Genomic DNA, 18,048 nt, shown 5'->3' on the forward strand with positions numbered 1-18,048 from the left:
GGTTATCCCTGGATCGCGGTGAGCAAGCTGCTGAAGATGGTTTGCGCGGTGGAGATCACCTGCGCGGAGGCCTGGTAGGCCTGCTGGTACTTGACCATGTTGGACGCCTCTTCATCGAGGTTCACGCCCGAAACGCTTTGCTGCGCGGACATGGCCTGGTTGAACAGGCTGGTCTGCGTGGTGAGGTTGCTTCCTGCCTGGCTGCCCACCGTGCCGATGTTGGTGGTCAGCGTGCCGTACGCATCGATCACCGACTGCGTGCCGCCGGCCAGCACACCCTTGTCCGCCAGGCCGGCCAGCGCAAGCGCATTGCTGGTGTCGTTGAGGCCGTTGGTGTTGGCGCCGATGCTGAAGCTGTCGCTTGCTGCCGGTGTGCCCGACGGTGTCACGCTCCAGCCATTGGCGCTGATGGTCTGCCCCGGCGCATAGCTGCCGCTGGCAAGCACGTTGCCCGAGCCGTCGGTCACCTGATAGCTGCCGGACGTCGGAAAACTGACAGTGGCGCCGCTGAGCAGGGCAGCATTGGTGGGATCGGTCACCGTCACCGAGCCGATCGCGCCGTTGCCGGTATTGGCCTTGGCCGCCGTCGCATTCAACGCGGCTGCGGCAGCAATGCCGTTGGGATCAGTCATGGTGAGCGCGAGGCCGGTGGATGCCTGGCGCGTCGGCTGCAGCTGGAACGTGTCGCCCGCCTGCGCCGTGCCGGACAGCGTCAGCGTCATGCCGTCGGCGGAATACGTGCCATCCGGGTTGGCCGTCATCGGCACGCTCTGGCCGGCGGTAGTCGCCATGCTCCAGTTGCTGCCGTCGTAGCTCAGCACATAGTCCGAGCCGGTGAGCTGCGACACGTCGCTGATGCTCGCCGACACGCTGGCGGTGCCCTTGTTGAGATTGCTGGGCAGCACGGCCGGCGACGGTACGCTGAACATCGGCCCGCCCCGCTTGCCGTATTGATCCAGACCCTTGGACTGCTGCGTGTTGACGCTGGTGGACAGCGCCACGGCCGCCTGGCCGAGCTGGTTCTGCACGCTGTCGAGCACGTTGCCGCGGTAATCGAGCAACGCACCCAGCGAGCCGCCGCTCAATTTGCTGCTGACCACGGTGCCGGTGTTGTCGAGCACTTCGGTGCGCGAGGCGTCGTACTGATTGTTGCCGGTCTTGAGCGCAAACGATTTGTCGCCGGTGACCAGTGCCGCGCCGCTCGAGGTATACACGCTGACGGTGCCGTCACTCTGCGTATAGGCAGACACGCCCAGGTAACCCGACAGCGTCTGCACCAGGTTGTCGCGCTGGTCGAGCAGGTCGTTGGGAACATTGTTGCCCGCCGCATGGATCTGCGCGTTCACGCTGGCGATATTGGCCGAGACGTTGTTGATGCTGTCGACCGTGGTCGAAATCTGCGCATTCACCTGGCTCTGCTGCGCCGCGAGCTGCTGGCCCAGCGTATTGAACACCGTGACGGCCTGGCCGGCGCTGCCCAGCAGCGACTGACGGCTCGAGGCAACGCCCGGCGTATTGGCGACCGTGCTGAACGCGCCATAGAAGTTATCCAGCGCAGTCTGCAGGTTGCCGCTGGCCGAGAGCGAACTGTTGAGCGTGGTGGCCAGGCTGTTGTACGTGGTGGCGCGCTGCAGGCTGGAATTGGACGTCCACAACGCGGTGGTGAGGAAGTCGCTGTAGGCGCGCTGCACCGCCTGCACATTGACGCCGCTGCCGATGGTGTAGTTGCCGCCGGCCTGCGAGATGGCCTCGGTCTGCAGCACCGTCTGACGGCTATAGCCCGCCGTGTTGACGTTGCTGATGTTGTTGCCCACGGTGGTCAACGCCACCTGTGCGGCGTTCAGCCCTGAGGTACCAATGCTGAGAAGGTTAGACATATGTCATTCCGGAGCAATCACTGGGAGGGGTTCGGCGCGACGCCGACTTTCTTGAGGGCGGCTTGCCCGATGGCGTCGAGTGCGTCACGCATCTGGGGACTATTGGCGATGGCCACGATTTTTTGCGCATAGGACGGATCGGTCGCATAACCACCGCTGGCCAGTCCGCGGGCGAAGCCCACCACGTCTTCGCCATGGTTGAGCGCCTTGGCATAACGCGGGTTGTCGGCAATCAGTTGGGCGTAGTCGTCGAACGACTGGCCCGGGTTGTCGTAGGAGCGGAACTGCGCGCGGCGATGCACCGCTACGCCGTCTTCGAATTCCAGCGTGGGCACGCTGACCTTTTCGCCGCCCCAGCTCTGCCCGGCCTTCATGCCGAACAGGTTGTTGCTGGTATTGCCGTTGGAATGCGCCGGCATGTGCTGGCCCCACTGCGTTTCCAGCGCGGCCTGCGCCAACACCGCGCGTACCGATACACCGAGTTTCTCCGCAGCTTTTTGCGCATAAGGTGCCAGTTGGCGCACGAAATCTTCCGCATCGGCCGGCATCAGCTTGAGCACCTTCTCGCCGACCTGCCGCGCCGAACCTGCGATGTCGCTGAGGCGCTTCTGCCAGCTGTCGTCCAGGCCTGCCGCACCGGCTGTCTTGCTGCCACTGGCGTCGCCGGTCGTGCCATCCGACTTGCCGCCGAGTGCGCCGCCCAACTGGCGCACCAGCATCTGCGCGATGCCGATGCCATTGCCGCCCTGCGACAGCTGCACCGACAACTGCTGGTCGAACATGTCGCGCCACTGGTTGCCGGCATCGCTGTCGAACAAGCCGTCGCCGCTGCTCGCGTCGCGCATCGACTTGAGCATCATCTGGGTGAAGATCGACTCGAACTGCTTGGCTACCGCCGGCAGTGCCGCCTTGGCGTCGCTCTGCGCGCTCTGGCGCAGCGCGGCGAACCCGGACAGATCGGTCCAGGTATTGAGACTGCTGGCAGCGTCGCCGGAGATCGCCATCAGATCATCTCCATCAGATCACCACCAGCTCCGCATGCAGCGCACCCGCCTGCTTGAGCGCCTGCAGGATGGAGATCAGATCGCTGGGCGAGGCGCCCACCTGATTTACCGCACGCACGATGGTGTCGAGATTCGTACCTGGGCCGAACTTGAACATGTGGCCGCCGTCCTCGCTGACCTGCACGTCGCTTTGCGGCACCACCACCGTCTGCCCACCCTTGCTGAAGGGCGCCGGCTGCGATACCTGCGGATTCTCGGAAATCGTCACCTGGATCGAGCCGTGCGCCACGGCGGCAGGCGTCACGCGCACTTCCTGTCCGATCACCACGGTGCCGGTGCGAGAGTTGACTACCACGCGCGCGGGCGCATCGCCCGGCGTCACTTCGATGCCCTGGATCGCGCCCAGCCATGCCACGCGCTGGGCCGGGTCGAGCGGACCACGCACGCTCACCGAGCCACCATCGAGCGCACTCGCGGTGCCGGCGCCGTAGGTCCGATTGACCGCTTCTGCCACGCGCGTCGCCGTGGTGAAGTCGGCCGTGTTGAGATTGAGCACGAGGTCGCCGCCGTTGGAAAACGCGGAAGCCACAGCACGCTCGACCGTCGCGCCATTAGGCACGCGACCGCTGGCGGAAATATTCACCTGCACACTGGAACCACTCTTGCCCTGCGCGCTGATGCCACCCACCACCACACTGCCCTGCGCCATCGCATAGACATTGCCGTCGGCACCGCGCAGCGGCGTCATCAACAATTCGCCGCCGCGAATGCTCTTGGCATTGCCGATCGACGCCACCGTGACATCGATCGCCTGCCCCGGCTTGGCGAACGGCGGCAGCTGTGCGGTGACCGTGACGGCTGCTGCGTTCTTCAACTGCGGACGCACATTGGCCGGCACCGTGATGCCGAACTGCACCAGCATGTTTTCCAGACTCTGCGTGGTGAACGGCGCCTGCGTGGTCTGGTCGCCACTGCCATCCAGGCCTACCACCAGGCCATAACCGATCAACTGATTGCTGCGCACGCCGGCGACCTGGGTGAGGTCGCGGATCTTGTCCGCATGTAGCGGTTGGTTCACCGAGAGGCAGGCGCACAGCACGATGGCCGTGCTGCTTAGCGCCGATGCGACACGTTCGCGGATACGAACGAGCGAGACGCGCGGGAGCAGGCGACGGATGTTCATCAGTACGGCATCCACTTGGAGCTGAAGAAGCGCGACAACCAGCCCTGCGTATTCGCATCGGCCAGCGAACCCTTGCCGGTATAGGCGATCTGTGCGGCTGCCACGCGCGTGGACGGCACGCTGTTGTCCTGCAGGATGTCCTGCGGGCGCACGATGCCGGAGATGCGGATCAGCTCCTGGCCCTGGTTGATGGTGAGCATCTTCTCGCCACGCACCAGCAGGTTGCCGTTGGATAGGCGCTGCGCGACGGTCACCGTGATCGAGCCGGTCAGCTGGTTGCTCTGGCTGCTGTCGCCGCTGCCGTCGAAGCTGCGGTCGCCATTGGTGGTGGTATTGGCCACCTTGCCGCCGATGCTCAGGCCCTGACCGAGAATGGTCGGCGCATCGATGCTGGCGGTGTCTTTCTTGCTGGTGCTGGTGCTGGCCTTCTTCGACGCCTGCGTGCTCTCCACCAGCGAGATGGTAAGGATGTCGCCCACGCGATGCGCGCGCGCATCGTTGAACAACTCCATGCCTTGCTCGGCGTGGTAGATCGAGCCATCGGTCGGCGGCGCCACGGGTTGTTCCGCCGGCATGGTTGCCGCCCACTGGTTGGCGTCGCGCGGCTGCGGCATGACGCAGCCGGCGAGCACGGCGACGGCCACCACGACACTGAGTCGGTTGAGGAAGCGGAAGGACAGCATGGGAGTTCTCACATCTTGTCGGTCAGGTCTTGCAGCATCTGGTCGGTGCTGCTGATCGCCTTGGAATTCATTTCGTAGGTGCGCTGGGTTTCAATCATGTTGACCATCTCGGCCACCACGTTGACGTTGGACGACTCCAGCGAACCCTGCAGCAGCGAGCCCATGCCGTTGAGGGCAGGCTGGCCGGTCTGCGGCGCGCCGCTCGAGGCGGTTTCCACATAAAGGTTCTGGCCCAGCGGCTGCAGGCCGGCGGGGTTGATGAAGTCGGCCAGTTGCAGCGTGCCCAGCGTCTGCGGCGTCGCGGACGAGGTGGTGGTTGCCGAGACCGTGCCGTCCGTGCCGATGGTGATGTTCTGCACGCCCGGCGGCATGGTGATGGCCGGCTCCAGCGGATAGCCGTCCGCCGTCACCAGCTGGCCATTGGGATCGGTATGCAGCGCACCGTCGCGCGTATACGCCACGCTGCCATCGGGCATGCTCACCTGCAGGAAGCCGCGCCCCTGGATGGCCACATCCATCGAGCCGCCGGTCTGGGTCAGGTTGCCTTCGGTGAACAGCTTTTCGTTGCCCACCACTTTCACGCCGGTGCCCAGCATCAGGCCCGACGGGTTGAGCGTCTGCTCGGTGGTCTGCGATCCGGGTTGGCCCTTGTTCTGGTACATCAGGTCCTGGAACGCCGCACGCGAACTCTTGAACGCGGTGGTGTTGGCGTTGGCCAGGTTGTTGGAGATCACGTCCATGCGCGTCTGCTGCGCGTCCAGGCCGGTCTTGGCAATCCACAGGGAAGAAAACATCGGTTACTCCGTGTAAGTCAGGCTTAGTTGGACTGCAGCAGCTTGAGGCTGGAATCGGCGTTGTCCTCGGAGGTCTTGATGGACTTCACCTGCATGTCGTACTGGCGCGAAAGCGCGATCATCTTCACCAGCTCCGCCGATGCATTGACGTTGCTGCCTTCCAGCTCGCCCGAGGCGATGGTGATGTTCTCGTCGGCGGCGGCCGTGCTGCCGTCGCTCATATGCATCAGGCCGTCGCCGGCCTGCGTCATCTGCGCAACGTCCGGGTTGACCAGCTTGATGCGATCGATCTGCGATACAGAATTCGGGCCCTGCCCTTGCGGCACGGTAGAGATGGTGCCGTCCGAGCCCACGCTGATATCCGTGGAAGGCGGAATGGTGATGGGCCCGGAACTGCCCATCACCGGATTGCCGCGCGAATCGGTCAACCCGCCGTCCGCGGTGAGCTGAAGATCGCCCGCACGCGTATAGCCTTCCGAACCGTCTGGCGCCTGCACCGCGATGAAACCCGGACCGCGCACCGAAATATCCAGCGAACGCCCGGTGTTGACCGGCGAACCCTGCGCGCTGCTCTGCCCAATGCCATGCGTTACCGCGTTGATGCGCGCCGGCGTGCCATCGCCAAGTACCGGCACGCTCTGGAACGCGGACATCTGGCTCTTGAAGCCGACCGTGGACGCGTTGGCCAGGTTGTGGCTCACCGCGTCCTGGGCGCGCATGATCTGCGTCGCCCCGGTCATCGCTACGTAGACGGAACGGTCCATGGCTTATCAGCGCGAGACGGCGTTGAACAAGGACGACGCCAGCGTGTTGTCGGTCGACAACACCTGCGCATTGGCCTGGTAGTTGCGCTGGGCCTGGATCATGTCGACCAGCTGCGCGGTGGTGTCAGCCGTATTGGAGCTTTCCAGCTCGCCGGACTCGATGGTGCCGAACTCACCCGAGTTCGCCGTACCCATCGTGGCCGGGCCCGAATCGGTGCTCGCCACCCAGGTGGTATTGCCCAGCTGGCGCAGGCCCTGCACGTTGGCGAAGTTGGCGATGGCCACCTGGCCGATCTGCGTGCTCTGGTTGTTCGAATAGGTCGCCGTGACCACACCCTTTTCGTCGATGTCCAGACCCGACAAGGTGCCTGCTTCGAAGCCGTTCTGGATGATCGGGGCGGCCGAGTAGTCTGTACCGAACTGGGTGATATTGGTCACGTTGAGCGACAGCGTCAGCGGCGAGGAACCGTTGCCCAGATTGACCGGGTTGAAGGCCAGCGTGCCGGTGGTCGGCGTGGTGAGCTTGCCGGTGCTGTCGAACGTCATCGGCTGCGTGCCGGCGCTCTGGCCGTCCACATAGAGATTGGCGTTCCAGGTGTTGGTGCCGGTCTTCACGTAGTAGATCGTGGCCTGATGCGAACCGCCCTGCGAGTCGTACACGGTGACCGGCGCCGCGTTGTTGTAGCTGGTCGAATCGGTGGTGCTGAACGGATTCGTCGGCACGGTGGCGCTGGCCGGCAGGTTCGACGACAAGGTGATCGACGAGGTCGCCGTGGCGCTGCTCTGCGCGGTCTGCCAGCTGAAGTCGGACAGCGTGCTCATGTCGAAGCCGCCATTGCCGTTGGGCGGGTAGATCTGCAGGCGCGAACCATCCGGCGAAGTGATGAAGCCGTTGGAGTTCTTGATGAAATCGCCGGCGCGCGTGTACTGCACGCCGCTGCCGTTGTTCACCGCGAAAAAGCCATTGCCATTGATGGCCAGGTCCAGGCTGTTGCCGGTGGTCTGCAGGTCGCCCTGATTGAACTGCTGCGCCACGTCCTGCAGCGTGACGCCGCTGCCCACCGCAGTGGAATTGAGATTGAGGCCGGTCACCGCGAAGATGTCCGCGAACTCCGCACGCGAACCTTTGAAGCCGGTGGTGTTCGCATTGGCGATGTTGTTGGCGATGACGTTGAGATCGGACTGGGCAGCGTTGATGCCGCTGAGCGCCGTGTTGAGTGCCATGTTCTATTCCTCGTGTGAGTGGACGCGTGTAGCGTCAGAGAATCTGTGCCACCTGACTGAGCGGCACGCCGCCCACGCCCGATACCTGCAAGTACGTGCCCAGCGTGCTGCCGCCATAACCCACGCCCGTCACCGTGCCGGAGACATAGGTGTCCAACGAGGTGCTGGCGCTGCCCGAGCCACTGCTCGCCTGCAGCGTATAAGTGCCCTTGGCCACCGTATTGCCGCTGTCGTCCTTGCCGTCCCAGCTGAACTGCGCCAGGCCCGCGCTTTGTGCACCCAGGGCAATCGTGCGTATCACGTTGCCGCTGCCATCGAGCACCTGCACCGTCGGGCTGCTCGCGGCGGTCACATTGATGGCGCCCTTTATCGCGTCGGTGCCGTCAAAGGCGGCCGAGCCGGCCGGTACCAGCACATCACGGTTCACCAGGTTCGCCGAGCTGAGCACCTGCGAGGTCTGCATGTTCGACGTGACATTGCTGCTCATCGTCTGCAGGTCGGTATCGAGCTGCTGCGTGGCCGACAACTGGCTGAACTGCGCCATCTGCGAAACGAACTGCGAGTTGTCGACCGGGTTGGTCGGGTCCTGCGCCTGCAGCTGGGCCGTCATCAACTTGAGGAAATCAGCCTGCGTCATCGTGCTCGACAGCGCCGAGTTCACGTTCGACGAGCTGCTCGAACTGGAACTGCTCGAGTTGTTCGTATTGGTATTGCTGGTGCTGCTTGGAATCGTGGACATGGGGTTTCCTGCCGGCTTACTTGCCGAGGTCGAGTGTCTTGAGCATCAGCTGCTTGGTGGTATTCATCGCCTCGACGTTGTTCTGGTACGAGCGCGACGCCGTGATCATGTTCACCAGCTCATCGATGGGATTGACGTTGCTGCCATAGACGTAACCCGTGTCGTCCGCCATCGGGTTGCCCGGCTCGTAACGAGCCTGCACATCGGCCTGGCTCTCGGTCACGCCCTTCACCTGCACGCCCACGGAACTGTCCGCATCGGCGTTCTTGGCGCCGCCCATCGCGCGCTGCACCGCCGAGAACAACGGCTCCTTCGCGCGATACGCGCCCTCGGGCGTGCTCGACACGCTGTCGGCATTGGCAAGGTTGGACGCCACCGTGTTGAGCCGCAGCGACTGCGCCGCCATGCCCGAACCGGAGACATCAAAGATCTTGAACAAGGACATCAGCTCTGGCCTCCGGTGATGGCCGTGCGCAGCATGTGGATCTGCGCCGTGATAAAGGACAGGCTTGCCTGGTAATGCACGCCGTTAGCGGCGAAGTTCGCCTGCTCCACCTGCGTGTCCACCGTATTGCCGTCCATCGAGGGCTGCGTGGGCGTGCGATACGCAAGTTGTTGCGCCGACTGCGCCTGCGGATTGATCTGCCCCGGCTGCGTAATCGTCATGGCCAGCGTGTTGCTGTTGCCGCTCGCATTGGCCATGGCCTTCTTGAAGTCGACATCGCGCGCGAGGTATCCCGGCGTGTCCGCATTGGCCAGATTGCTCGCCAACACTTCACTGCGCCGCTGCCACGTATCAAGCGCCTGCGTGTGCAATCCGAACAGGTTGTCGTTGATCGAACTCATCACTCACTCCTGCGGCGGAGGCCGCGGGACGGTTTGAGCAATTTGCGTGCCACGGTTCAGGAGACGGCTGGGAGGCCGCACCGTTGCTGGGTTTACGCGGATTTTGCGCAAGGCCTTGGAGTGGGTTTTCGGGTGGGAGTCGGAATTTCGACGCGGGCGGTAGCGGCTTCCTGACGCGGGGGCTCGGGAGGGTCTCAGCGGAGCACTTTCGAGCGACCCAGCCCTCCAGCCATCGCCGCACCCTGCCTGTCTGTGGGAGCGCACCCTGTGCGCGACAGCCACGCTGCAGTGCACCGCTCCGTAGGTTTGTCGCGCACAGGGTGCGCTCCTACAAAGAGCGGATCGTGGCATCTAACACGCGGCCTACAACGTACGAACCCCTCTGTAGGAGCGCACTTGTGCGCGACCGCGGCGCCGCGGTGCATCGCTCCGGTTGGTCGCGCACAAGTGCGCTCCTACAAAAGACCTGCTCGGCCCCGCAACGCCGGGTATTGGGCTCTTGATCTGGCTCTGCCACCGGGGTCCCCGTATGACGCGGCGGGCGGGTGGAGGAACAGCCCGAAGGGTGGCCGCATGGATGCGGCCAGTTTTTCGACAGGACAGGGATGTCCTGTCGAAAAACCCCGTAACCCGCACGCGCACCTGGAGGGCCAAAGGCCCGGAAGGCGCGTCGTCCGGGGGGGCCCTTCTCTTTGGTTACTTTCTCTTGGGCAAGCAAGAGAAAGTAACTCGGCTGCCGGCAGGCAGACGAAACGCCCGCCGCGTAGGCGGCACGCTGGCGATAGGGCAACAACCGGGGACTTTCGCTAGTGAATCCCAGCCTACGCCGGGATGACGAGCAAGAGAGGACCGGGGTAGCTGCGGAGGGTGAGGCTAGATTGGCCCCTCACCCCAACCCTCTCCCCAGAGGGGAGAGGGAGCAAGACGCGCAGATCGGAGCGTTGGCGACACCCCAACAAACCCTCAAAACCCCTCAAACCTCTCCGGCATCAACTCCAACACCGTCTGCGCCAACAAATCCGGCTGAAACTTCGCCACAAAGCGATCCGCATTCACCTCGCGCACCATCGCCTCATTGAAGATCCCGCTGATCGAACTGTGCAACACCACCTTCAGCGACCGCAGCGACGCCGTTTCGCGAATCGCCCGCGTCAACGCGTAACCATCCATCCGCGGCATCTCGATATCCGACACCACCAGGGTCACGCTTTCCTCGCCAGGCGTTTCCGCCAGCGCCTCCAGCCGCTCCAGCGCCTCACGTCCGTCCTGGGCGACCACGCATTCCACATCCATCTGGCGGAACAGATTCACCAGCTGGTTGCGCGCCACCAGCGAATCGTCCACCACCATCACCCGCCGCGGCTGCAGATCATGTACGCGCGCGATGCGCTGCATCGGCGCGGACAATTCGGTGGTGTTGGCATTGAGCGTGGCCAGCACATGCTCCACGTCGACCACGGCGACCAAGAAGCCGTCCACGCGAGTCACGGCATTGACGCGACTGCCAAAGCCCAGCGCTGCCGACGGCGCAGCCAGTGATTCGCCATCGCAGTGAACCAGCCGCTGCGGCTCGGCCACCAGAAAGCCCTGCACGCTGCGACTGAACTCCGTAACCATAAGGTGTGCCGAGCTCACATCACGCAAAGACGGGTAACCCAGCGCCACCGCCAGGTCGATGACGGGAATGGTGGTGCCACGGTAATCGCAACTGCCGGCAATCAGCGGATGCGCATCAGGCATGCGTTCCATCGGCGGACGGCGCATGACCTCCCTCACCTTGAACACATTGATGCCGAACAGCTGCTCATCGCCCATCCGGAACAACAGCATGGCCACGCGGTTGTGACCCGCCAGCCGGGTCTGCTGCTCCACCTTGTCCATCCACGCGCTCATGCGGATTCCTCGCCGCGGCCCAGCCGCTTTATCTCCCGCGTATCGGCCGCCGGCGCATCGGCTTGAGCAGCAACATCGCCATGGCACGTCGCTTGCTTCTCAAGTTCCGACGTTCGCCGCCGATGCCGGAGGCGACCCTAAAGTAAGGAAAGATCCACCCATGAGTCTGATCTGGAGCCAGCACCTCGCCGAACTTGCCCGCGCTGCCGCGGCGGGTGATCGCGCCCAGGTCGCACAGCTGACGGCCCGCCATCCGCGCGCAGCGCAGGCATTGGCGCCGCTGCTGGCGGCCGTTCTCACTGCCAGGCCGCCCGTGGCCGTGGCCATGCAGACGATGGAGCAGCTGGGCCTGGTGCTGGGTGCATCGCAGCAGCTGGCGCGCGAGCAGGCGTCCATGCACCAGTCGGCGCAGGAGAGCCGCGACGACGTCGGCCGTTTGACGGACGGCAGTGCCGGAATCTCGACATCCCTCCAACAGATTGGCACCGGCCTGGACTATGCACGCCAGACCGGCGAGACCAGCGAGCGCAGCGTGAGCGAGCTCGACGGCCAGCTGCGCCTGCTGCGCACGGCGCTGTCGGCCATGAACCGCAACCAGAGCAAGCTCGCCGAACAAGTGGCGCAGATCCGCAAGCTCACCAGCGTGGTGCAGGAAATCGCCCACCAGACCAACCTGGTGGCATTGAATGCCGCCATCGAAGCCGCCCGCGCTGGCGAAGCTGGTCGCGGCTTTGCCGTCGTGGCCGACGAAGTGAAACAGCTGGCCGAGAAAACCAGCCTGGCCACCAACGAGATCGAAACGGTCACCGGCTCCATCGGTGATTTCTCGCTGCAGCTGGATGGCGATGTGCAGCAAGGCCTGCAGCGCCTCGACCGCGCGCAGGGCGGCCTCAGCCAGACCGAAACCTCGCTGCGCGACAGCGGCGAGGCGCTGCGCCAGATCGGCGAGCGCATCGGCAACATGCAGAAGAATCAGGACGTCCACCACGCCCGCGCCGTCGCGGCGCAAGCCGCGCTGGGCGCGTGGCATCGTCGTTCGGCGGAAGCCACCCGCCAGTCCGAAGCATTGAGCCGCGGCGCCCTGCTCGGCCATCGCCTCGCGCTGGACTGGCTGGAGAGCGAAAGTGGCGAAGATCCGGCCAGCCTCAGCCTCACCGTGCGCGAAGCCGCCCAAGGCCTGCGCCAGGCGATGGAGCTGGCGCTGCAGGAGCCGGCCGCGCTCGATCGCCGCTGGTTCGACACCCAGGCCCTCAGCCGCACGCTCGACCGCCTCACTGCAGGCCGCTCCAGCAACGCCGCCGCCGGCGCACTCTCGGCCGCTGGCGCGCGCATGCGCGAGCAAGGCAGCACGTTTGCCACCCTGCTATGCGATGGCCAGCTCGATCAGGCGGGCCAGCTGATGCGACAGCTCGAAGGCGAGCGCGAAACGCTGCTGACCCAACTGAACGCACTGCTCGCCGATTTATGAAGCATCCTCTGGCCGCCCTGCTGCTCGGCGCCCTCGTGCTGCCCGTCCATGCGACGGAGCCGGCACAGGCGGCGCGTACGGCGGCCGAGCAATGGCTGCGTGGCCAGTACGAGACGCCCGGCAGCCGCGTCGTGGCGCAAGCCGCTGAACTTGATACGCACGCGCTGCAGCTCGCGCCCTGCCCGGCCTCGCTGACGGCGGGCCTGCAGGCAGGCGCTCGTCTGATGCCACGCATGAACGTGCTGGTAAGGTGCCCGGGCCCGGATGGCTGGACTCTGCACGTGCCCGTGCAATTGCAGGTGTTTCGCCAGGTGCTGGTGCTGACTCATCCACTGCAGCGCGGTGACGGCGTTCGCGCCGACGACGTGCGCAGCGAGGAGCGCGACATCACCCGCCTGGGCTATGGCTATGTCAACGACATGGCAGAGCTGCAGGGGCGTACGCTCTCGCGCGCCCTGGGCGCCGGCTCGGTGGTCACGCCGGCGGCACTGGGCGGGCGCAGCGCGGTGAAGGCGGGCGACCAGGTGCAACTGGTGTCCCGGCTGGATGGGATCGAAGTCCGCGCCAGCGGCGTCGCGCTGGGTGGCGGGGACAGCGGTTCGCGCCTGAAGGTGCGCAACGGCAGTTCCGGCAAGGTGATCGACGCCATGGTGACGGCCCCGGGGGAAGTCCTGGCGCTACCCTGACTGCAGTGCACGAGCGATTAAAGTTTGCGGCCCCCTGGCCGATCCTGTAAGCAACAGGGCCAGATATCCAAGAGAACGGACCCATGAATACCACGATCTCCAACAACGGCTTGCCCAAGCTTCCCCAGCCCGCCACGGGCCAGGCCAGCGGCTCCACGCAGGGCGCGACCAGCACCACGGCCAGCGAGGCCACCGGCAGCAGCACGGGCGCAAACGACCGCGTCCAGCTGACCGACTCCGCGCGTGCCTTGCAGGAAGCATCCCGCACGAACAGCGGTGCCACCATGGACACGAAGAAAGTCGAGCACATCCGCCAGCAGCTGGCCAGCGGCACCTACAAGGTCGATGCGGGCAAGATTGCCGATCGCATGATGTCCCTCGAAAACCAGCTCAACGGCAAGTCATGAGCCCGTCACTGCAAGCCGAACTGGACCATGCGCTGACCGCCGCGGTGGACGAGATGCGGCTGGCAGTGGGCCAATTGATGGATGCGCTCACCACCGAGCGCACCGCCCTGGAAACAGCCGACGTCGATACGCTCAATCAGGCCGGCGCCAGCAAGCACGAATTGATGGTGCGACTGGAGCAGCTCGACAGCGAACGCGTGCAGCTCAGCCAGGGCGCGCCGGAAGCCAGCCGCACACTGGCTCCCCGCTGGCAAGAGATTCTGCAGTCGCTGCGTGCCTGCCAGCAGCTCAACCAGCGCAACGGTTATCTCGTCGGCCTGCGCCTGCAGCAAGTGCGCAAGGCGTTGGCCGTACTGACCGGTAACGAAGCCGAAGCGAGCGTGTACGGCCGCACCGGTGATCTGCGCACGAGCCTGCGCTCACAGTCTTTGGCCGAGGCTTAAGACGTTATGACGCGCGTCCAGCCTTCCAGCACGCGCGGTTGTTTGCAGGCGGCAGTTGCCGCTCCTCTCCACCATCGTCACCACATCGACTGATCATGAGCGAAGCTGCGGCCATCCCCTCCGCCTCGGACGCCTCCACCGCCAGCGAACAAGCGCTGCCGGTGATCCGTCTGCCCATGCTGGACAGCAAGCGCGAACTGTTCGCCTACGAGATCGTCTTCCAGGACGATGCGGAGGACGAAGCCACGCTGATGCGTCGCGCGCTCGCCACCATCACCGATGGCGCGCTCGCGCGCCTGGTGCGCGGCAACCGCACGTTCCTCAGGCTCACGCACGAATTGCTGATGGAAGAAACCGACGTGCTGCAGCACCAGCCACGCTTCGGCGTGCTGCTGCAGCCCGAGGCCGCCGCCGATGCCGCCCTGGTCGAACGCCTGGCACGCATGGCGCAGCGCGGTTGCCCGCTGATGCTCGATGCCGGCGACACCACGCTGGAATTCAATCCCGCCGTGGAACCCCTGCTCAAGATCGTGCAGTTCGTGCGCCTGGACGCCAGCAAGCTCGACCCGGCCACGCTGCGCTCGCGCAGCGAATACCTGCACGCGCGCGGCACCCATGTGGTCGCCGGCCACGTCGACGATCACGACACCTATCACCGCTGCGAATCGCTGCCGTTGCAGGCGATCCAGGGCCAGTTCCTGCTCAAGCCCGAACCCGTCGCCGTGCCGGTGCTCTCCGCCAGCCGCCTGAGTCTGCTGCGCCTGATGAAGGCCTTGCAGGAAGGCAATCCGGGCCCGGTCGAACTAGGCCAGATCGTGCGCGACGACGCCATCCTCAGCTACAAGCTGCTGGGCTGCGTGAACTCCGCGTACTTCGCATTGCCGCGCCAGCTCAAATCCGTGCAGCAGGCGGCCATCTTCTTCGGCGCCGCGCGCTTGCGTAACTGGATCTACACGATGGCGCTGAGCGGCACCGGCGACCGTCCGCCGGAACTGCTGCGCGCCGCGCTCATCCGCGCCCACATGTGCGAAAAGCTCGCCCAGCACATGCCCGCCGAACAACGCGAAATGGCCTTCACCGCCGGCCTCTTCTCGCTGCTCGACGCGATGATGGAAGCCCCGATGGATTTCGTCCTGTGGCACCTGCCGCTCGCCCGCGAAATCAGCAGCGCACTGCTGGAGAACAAGGGACCGTTCGCGACGCTGCTCGATCAGATCCGCGCGTGGGAAGCAGGCAACCTTCGCGGTGGCGAAGTGCAGCCACAAGTCATTCGCCGCATGGCAGCGATCTATCTCGAAGCCACACAGTGGGCCGATCACGTTTACGCGTTCGCGGACCAGCGACCCAATTGAGCTTGCTAATCCTGGTTTTCTCGCTGCGCCAAGGTTGACGCCCGCTCGTCTGTGGGAGCGCACCCTGTGCGCGACTGCCACGCATGGGTATACCGCTCCGTAGGCTTGTCGCGCACAGGGTGCGCTCCCACAAATAGCCCAGCAGCAACCTTCAATTCGCGCCCCACGGCGTAAGCGCCCTCTTGTAGGAGCGCACTTGTGCGCGACCGCAGCGCCGGGATGTACCGCTCCGTCGGCTGGTCGCGCACAAGTGCGCTCCTACAGAAAGATACCCGGCAAGACCGGGCGTTGTCTGGCTCTTAATCTGGCTCTTGGCTCTTGGCTCTTGGCTCTTGGCTCTTGGCTCCCGGGGTCCCCGTATGACGCGGCGGGCGGGTGGAGGAAAGCCCGCAGGGTGGCCGCATGGATGCGGCCAGTTTTTCGACAGGACAGGGATGTCCTGTCGAAAAACCCCGTAACCCGACCGCGCACCTGGAGGGCGTAGCCCGGAAGGCGCGTCATCCGGGGGGCCCTTTCTTTTGGTTACTTTTCTTTGGGCAAGCAAAGAAAAGTGACCCGGCCTCCGGCAGGAGGACGGAAGCCCGCGGCAGGCGAGCCAGATGGCGAGGTCGTGACGACCCAGCGCGTAGTCAGTGAGTGACCAGCCGTTCGGTTATCGAGAAGCGCCTCGCGCCATCGCAGTAATGGCGAGCAAAAAGAAGACAGGGGCGATTCCGCACCGCGAGGCAAGGTTGGCCCCTCACCCCAACCCTCTCCCCGCGGGGGAGAGGGAGCAACGCTCAGGCAGCCGTCACCCGCAACCTCCAAACCGCCACCCCCATCCCCACCAACGCCACCCCAAACCACATCGCCCCCACCGCCATATCCGTCCCCAGCCACATCACACAAGCCACCGCGGAAATCAGCAGCGCACCGCTGCCGACCGCGAGCAAGGCATCGTGATGCGTGCGGGGACGCTCGGGGAGCAACAGCAGCGCGCCCAGCATCGCCAGCAGCAATCCGCCGATCCGGCGTGCCCATACGAACGACGGTGGCGCAGGAACATCGGGAACCACGTCGACCAGCGATCGCTCGCCGATCTGCACGTCGAAACCCTTGCCGTCAGTGGCGCTGGCCGAGGGAACCAGCTGATCGCCATCGATCTGGGCGAACACCGTGACCACCTGCGCCGGCACCGCCTCCCAGCTGACGCGCAAATCGCCCAGCTGCGGATGATCGGGATGCTCGCTGGTGGTGAAGTAGTTGCCGTTAGGCGCAAAGCTCGCCGCCAGATTCGTCGGCAACGTCTTGATGTTCGGCTCGATCAGCTCGCCGCCAAGCAGCGCATTCAGCAGCGGTGCGGACAGCACATAGTTGCCCACGCGGGCCTGGCCGGCATCGAACTGCCTGCCTTCGATCGGAAAGCGTTCGGGATTCACATGGCCCGAGGTCTGCGCAAAACGCCGCGAATCGACCGGACGATCGACCCAGTCCTGTTCGTAGTGCACGTCGCCGCCCATGCGCAGCTCGCGCCACTGGAACATCTCGACGTGCCGAATCAGCACCGGCGCATGCGCGCGTTGTCCGAACTCGGGATCAGAGGGCTCCTCGATCACGCGCACGGCGCCGCTGACGCGCACCAGGTTGCCGTGATGACCTGCGGTCGACGAATCGCCGCCGCCAAGGTCGAAAATCTGTCCGCCGTGGCGATCGGAGGCATGGCGATTGTCGAGCAGCCCCTGCTCGGTCATCGCGACCAGACCCGCACCCGCCAACAAAAGCAGCACACCCAAAACGCGTCGCAACCAAGGCTGCATGGTGATCCCCTCCCCCTGTGGACGACTGGTCAGGCCGCCTGTCCCCGCATCGCTACTTGTTCGTCAGCCGTACCGTAACGGCCCCGCTCGTCCCGCACCACACGCGCCACGGCACAGTCGTGGTCGTGGGTGAAAAACAGGCGCACGTCGCGGGCCAACTTGTCGTCCAGAAACGCGCGCTTCTCCTCGATCAATTTTTCCGGATAGCGGTCGTAGCCCATCGTAATAGGCAGGTGCACCCAAAAGCGCCCCGGGATGAGATCGGCGCAGAACACCACGCCGGCCACTTCCGCCAACATCAGTCCGGGCGTGTGGCCGTCCGAATAGCTGAAGCGAACGGCCTCACCCAGTGCCTTGGAATGCTCGCCTTCGACCAGCTCCAGACGACCGCTTGCCTCTAGCAGCGGCTGCAACTCCGGCACGAACGAGGCACGATCGCGCGCATGCGGTTGCAGCGCGCGACGCCAATGTTCGGCGCCGACGATATAGGCAGCCTTCGGAAACAGCAGGCGCGGCGACTGCCCCTCTTCCCACGCAGCAAGCAAGCCGCCAGCGTGGTCGAAGTGCAGATGCGACAACACCACGGCGTCGATGTCTTCGTGCGTGAGCCCGGCTTCCGCCAATGAATCGAGCAGCACATGACGCTCTTCCACCACACCGTAGCGCTCGCGCAACGCAGGCTCGAAGAACGCACCGATGCCGGTTTCGAACAGCACGTTCTTGCCGTCGAGGTCTTTCACCAGCAGGCAGCGGCATGCAAGCGGAATGCGGTTTTCCGCATCGGGCTTGATCCAGCGTGACCACAGCGCCCGCGGAGCGTTGCCAAACATGGCGCCACCATCAAGCTGCTGGGAGTTGCCAGTAAGCGACCAGAGTTCCATATCAAATA

At 64.9% G+C, this 18,048-nt stretch carries 18 protein-coding genes; 5 read left to right on the forward strand and 13 right to left on the reverse strand.

Annotation, left to right across the window (positions count from 1 at the left end; genetic code table 11):
* Positions 1 to 2 precede the first annotated feature (2 nt).
* The 11 genes from flgK to AB4Y82_RS10280 all read right to left on the reverse strand — a co-directional run bounded on the left by flgK (position 3) and on the right by AB4Y82_RS10280 (position 11,007).
* The gene (flgK, locus tag AB4Y82_RS10230) at positions 3 to 1,877 is read right to left on the reverse strand and encodes a flagellar hook-associated protein FlgK (RefSeq protein ID WP_441602989.1); all 1,875 of its coding nucleotides are present in this window, start codon (positions 1,875 to 1,877) and stop codon (positions 3 to 5) included.
* A gap of 17 nt (positions 1,878 to 1,894) precedes the next feature.
* Positions 1,895 to 2,881: a flagellar assembly peptidoglycan hydrolase FlgJ gene (gene flgJ / locus AB4Y82_RS10235; RefSeq protein ID WP_441602990.1), complete on the reverse strand. Its 987-nt coding sequence runs from the start codon at positions 2,879 to 2,881 to the stop codon at positions 1,895 to 1,897.
* A 13-nt stretch (positions 2,882 to 2,894) separates the two neighbouring features.
* Positions 2,895 to 4,064: a flagellar basal body P-ring protein FlgI gene (locus AB4Y82_RS10240; protein WP_441602991.1), complete on the reverse strand. Its 1,170-nt coding sequence runs from the start codon at positions 4,062 to 4,064 to the stop codon at positions 2,895 to 2,897.
* A complete protein-coding gene (flgH, locus tag AB4Y82_RS10245; protein WP_441602992.1) occupies positions 4,064 to 4,747 on the reverse strand; it encodes a flagellar basal body L-ring protein FlgH in 684 nt (227 codons plus the stop codon). Before flgH ends, AB4Y82_RS10240 begins: the two co-directional genes overlap by 1 nt.
* Positions 4,748 to 4,755: 8 nt before the next feature.
* Positions 4,756 to 5,541: a flagellar basal-body rod protein FlgG gene (flgG, locus tag AB4Y82_RS10250; protein ID WP_046973171.1), complete on the reverse strand. Its 786-nt coding sequence runs from the start codon at positions 5,539 to 5,541 to the stop codon at positions 4,756 to 4,758.
* Between the two features lie 23 nt (positions 5,542 to 5,564).
* Positions 5,565 to 6,305, reverse strand: coding sequence for a flagellar basal-body rod protein FlgF (gene flgF, locus AB4Y82_RS10255; protein WP_441602993.1), 741 nt, complete (start codon positions 6,303 to 6,305; stop codon positions 5,565 to 5,567).
* 6 nt (positions 6,306 to 6,311) lie between these two features.
* On the reverse strand, positions 6,312 to 7,529 hold the full coding sequence (flgE, locus tag AB4Y82_RS10260; protein WP_441602994.1) for a flagellar hook protein FlgE: 1,218 nt from the start codon (positions 7,527 to 7,529) through the stop codon (positions 6,312 to 6,314).
* 34 nt (positions 7,530 to 7,563) lie between these two features.
* Positions 7,564 to 8,268 carry a flagellar hook assembly protein FlgD gene (locus AB4Y82_RS10265; RefSeq protein ID WP_441602995.1) on the reverse strand — a complete coding sequence of 235 codons (705 nt, stop codon included), beginning with the start codon at positions 8,266 to 8,268 and terminating at the stop codon, positions 7,564 to 7,566.
* Between the two features lie 16 nt (positions 8,269 to 8,284).
* Positions 8,285 to 8,713: a flagellar basal body rod protein FlgC gene (flgC, locus tag AB4Y82_RS10270; RefSeq protein ID WP_441602996.1), complete on the reverse strand. Its 429-nt coding sequence runs from the start codon at positions 8,711 to 8,713 to the stop codon at positions 8,285 to 8,287.
* Positions 8,713 to 9,114 carry a flagellar basal body rod protein FlgB gene (gene flgB / locus AB4Y82_RS10275; RefSeq protein WP_441602997.1) on the reverse strand — a complete coding sequence of 134 codons (402 nt, stop codon included), beginning with the start codon at positions 9,112 to 9,114 and terminating at the stop codon, positions 8,713 to 8,715. The genes flgC and flgB overlap by 1 nt, the downstream gene beginning before the upstream one ends.
* A 963-nt stretch (positions 9,115 to 10,077) precedes the next feature.
* Entirely contained in the window at positions 10,078 to 11,007 is a 930-nt protein-coding gene (locus AB4Y82_RS10280) for a chemotaxis protein (protein WP_441611263.1), read from the reverse strand.
* A 160-nt stretch (positions 11,008 to 11,167) separates the two neighbouring features.
* Here AB4Y82_RS10280 and AB4Y82_RS10285 point away from each other — a divergent pair, with 160 nt between their 5' ends.
* From AB4Y82_RS10285 to AB4Y82_RS10305, 5 genes are all read left to right on the forward strand, one after another.
* Positions 11,168 to 12,475: a methyl-accepting chemotaxis protein gene (locus AB4Y82_RS10285; RefSeq protein ID WP_441602999.1), complete on the forward strand. Its 1,308-nt coding sequence runs from the start codon at positions 11,168 to 11,170 to the stop codon at positions 12,473 to 12,475.
* On the forward strand, positions 12,472 to 13,161 hold the full coding sequence (gene flgA / locus AB4Y82_RS10290) for a flagellar basal body P-ring formation chaperone FlgA (protein ID WP_441603000.1): 690 nt from the start codon (positions 12,472 to 12,474) through the stop codon (positions 13,159 to 13,161). Before AB4Y82_RS10285 ends, flgA begins: the two co-directional genes overlap by 4 nt.
* A gap of 83 nt (positions 13,162 to 13,244) precedes the next feature.
* Positions 13,245 to 13,568, forward strand: coding sequence for a flagellar biosynthesis anti-sigma factor FlgM (flgM, locus tag AB4Y82_RS10295; protein ID WP_441603001.1), 324 nt, complete (start codon positions 13,245 to 13,247; stop codon positions 13,566 to 13,568).
* Positions 13,565 to 14,011: a flagella synthesis protein FlgN gene (locus AB4Y82_RS10300; RefSeq protein ID WP_441603002.1), complete on the forward strand. Its 447-nt coding sequence runs from the start codon at positions 13,565 to 13,567 to the stop codon at positions 14,009 to 14,011. The genes flgM and AB4Y82_RS10300 overlap by 4 nt, the downstream gene beginning before the upstream one ends.
* 95 nt (positions 14,012 to 14,106) lie before the next feature.
* Positions 14,107 to 15,363: an EAL and HDOD domain-containing protein gene (locus tag AB4Y82_RS10305; protein WP_441603003.1), complete on the forward strand. Its 1,257-nt coding sequence runs from the start codon at positions 14,107 to 14,109 to the stop codon at positions 15,361 to 15,363.
* A gap of 779 nt (positions 15,364 to 16,142) precedes the next feature.
* Here the strand turns inward: AB4Y82_RS10305 and AB4Y82_RS10310 are convergent.
* The gene (locus AB4Y82_RS10310; protein ID WP_441611264.1) at positions 16,143 to 17,159 is read right to left on the reverse strand and encodes a TMEM43 family protein; all 1,017 of its coding nucleotides are present in this window, start codon (positions 17,157 to 17,159) and stop codon (positions 16,143 to 16,145) included.
* Positions 17,160 to 17,188: 29 nt separating this feature from the next.
* A complete protein-coding gene (locus AB4Y82_RS10315; RefSeq protein WP_441603005.1) occupies positions 17,189 to 18,040 on the reverse strand; it encodes an MBL fold metallo-hydrolase in 852 nt (283 codons plus the stop codon).
* Positions 18,041 to 18,048: the final 8 nt, after the last annotated feature.

Origin of the sequence: Dyella sp. 2YAF14 (assembly GCF_052114725.1) — a bacterium.
Classification (GTDB): Bacteria; Pseudomonadota; Gammaproteobacteria; order Xanthomonadales; family Rhodanobacteraceae; genus Dyella.

What these genes read in the sequence shown, in the direction of transcription:
- AB4Y82_RS10280 (WP_441611263.1), bottom strand. Translation starts at nt 11,007, where the DNA reads ATGAGCGCGTGGATGGACAAGGTGGAGCAGCAGACCCGGCTGGCGGGT.
- AB4Y82_RS10305 (WP_441603003.1), top strand. Translation starts at nt 14,107, where the DNA reads ATGAGCGAAGCTGCGGCCATCCCCTCCGCCTCGGACGCCTCCACCGCC.
- flgA (WP_441603000.1), top strand. Translation starts at nt 12,472, where the DNA reads ATGAAGCATCCTCTGGCCGCCCTGCTGCTCGGCGCCCTCGTGCTGCCC.
- flgK (WP_441602989.1), bottom strand. Translation starts at nt 1,877, where the DNA reads ATGTCTAACCTTCTCAGCATTGGTACCTCAGGGCTGAACGCCGCACAG.
- AB4Y82_RS10240 (WP_441602991.1), bottom strand. Translation starts at nt 4,064, where the DNA reads ATGAACATCCGTCGCCTGCTCCCGCGCGTCTCGCTCGTTCGTATCCGC.
- AB4Y82_RS10310 (WP_441611264.1), bottom strand. Translation starts at nt 17,159, where the DNA reads ATGCAGCCTTGGTTGCGACGCGTTTTGGGTGTGCTGCTTTTGTTGGCG.
- flgJ (WP_441602990.1), bottom strand. Translation starts at nt 2,881, where the DNA reads ATGGCGATCTCCGGCGACGCTGCCAGCAGTCTCAATACCTGGACCGAT.
- flgB (WP_441602997.1), bottom strand. Translation starts at nt 9,114, where the DNA reads ATGAGTTCGATCAACGACAACCTGTTCGGATTGCACACGCAGGCGCTT.
- flgG (WP_046973171.1), bottom strand. Translation starts at nt 5,541, where the DNA reads ATGTTTTCTTCCCTGTGGATTGCCAAGACCGGCCTGGACGCGCAGCAG.
- AB4Y82_RS10265 (WP_441602995.1), bottom strand. Translation starts at nt 8,268, where the DNA reads ATGTCCACGATTCCAAGCAGCACCAGCAATACCAATACGAACAACTCG.
- flgF (WP_441602993.1), bottom strand. Translation starts at nt 6,305, where the DNA reads ATGGACCGTTCCGTCTACGTAGCGATGACCGGGGCGACGCAGATCATG.
- flgM (WP_441603001.1), top strand. Translation starts at nt 13,245, where the DNA reads ATGAATACCACGATCTCCAACAACGGCTTGCCCAAGCTTCCCCAGCCC.
- AB4Y82_RS10285 (WP_441602999.1), top strand. Translation starts at nt 11,168, where the DNA reads ATGAGTCTGATCTGGAGCCAGCACCTCGCCGAACTTGCCCGCGCTGCC.
- AB4Y82_RS10315 (WP_441603005.1), bottom strand. Translation starts at nt 18,040, where the DNA reads ATGGAACTCTGGTCGCTTACTGGCAACTCCCAGCAGCTTGATGGTGGC.
- flgE (WP_441602994.1), bottom strand. Translation starts at nt 7,529, where the DNA reads ATGGCACTCAACACGGCGCTCAGCGGCATCAACGCTGCCCAGTCCGAT.
- flgH (WP_441602992.1), bottom strand. Translation starts at nt 4,747, where the DNA reads ATGCTGTCCTTCCGCTTCCTCAACCGACTCAGTGTCGTGGTGGCCGTC.
- AB4Y82_RS10300 (WP_441603002.1), top strand. Translation starts at nt 13,565, where the DNA reads ATGAGCCCGTCACTGCAAGCCGAACTGGACCATGCGCTGACCGCCGCG.
- flgC (WP_441602996.1), bottom strand. Translation starts at nt 8,713, where the DNA reads ATGTCCTTGTTCAAGATCTTTGATGTCTCCGGTTCGGGCATGGCGGCG.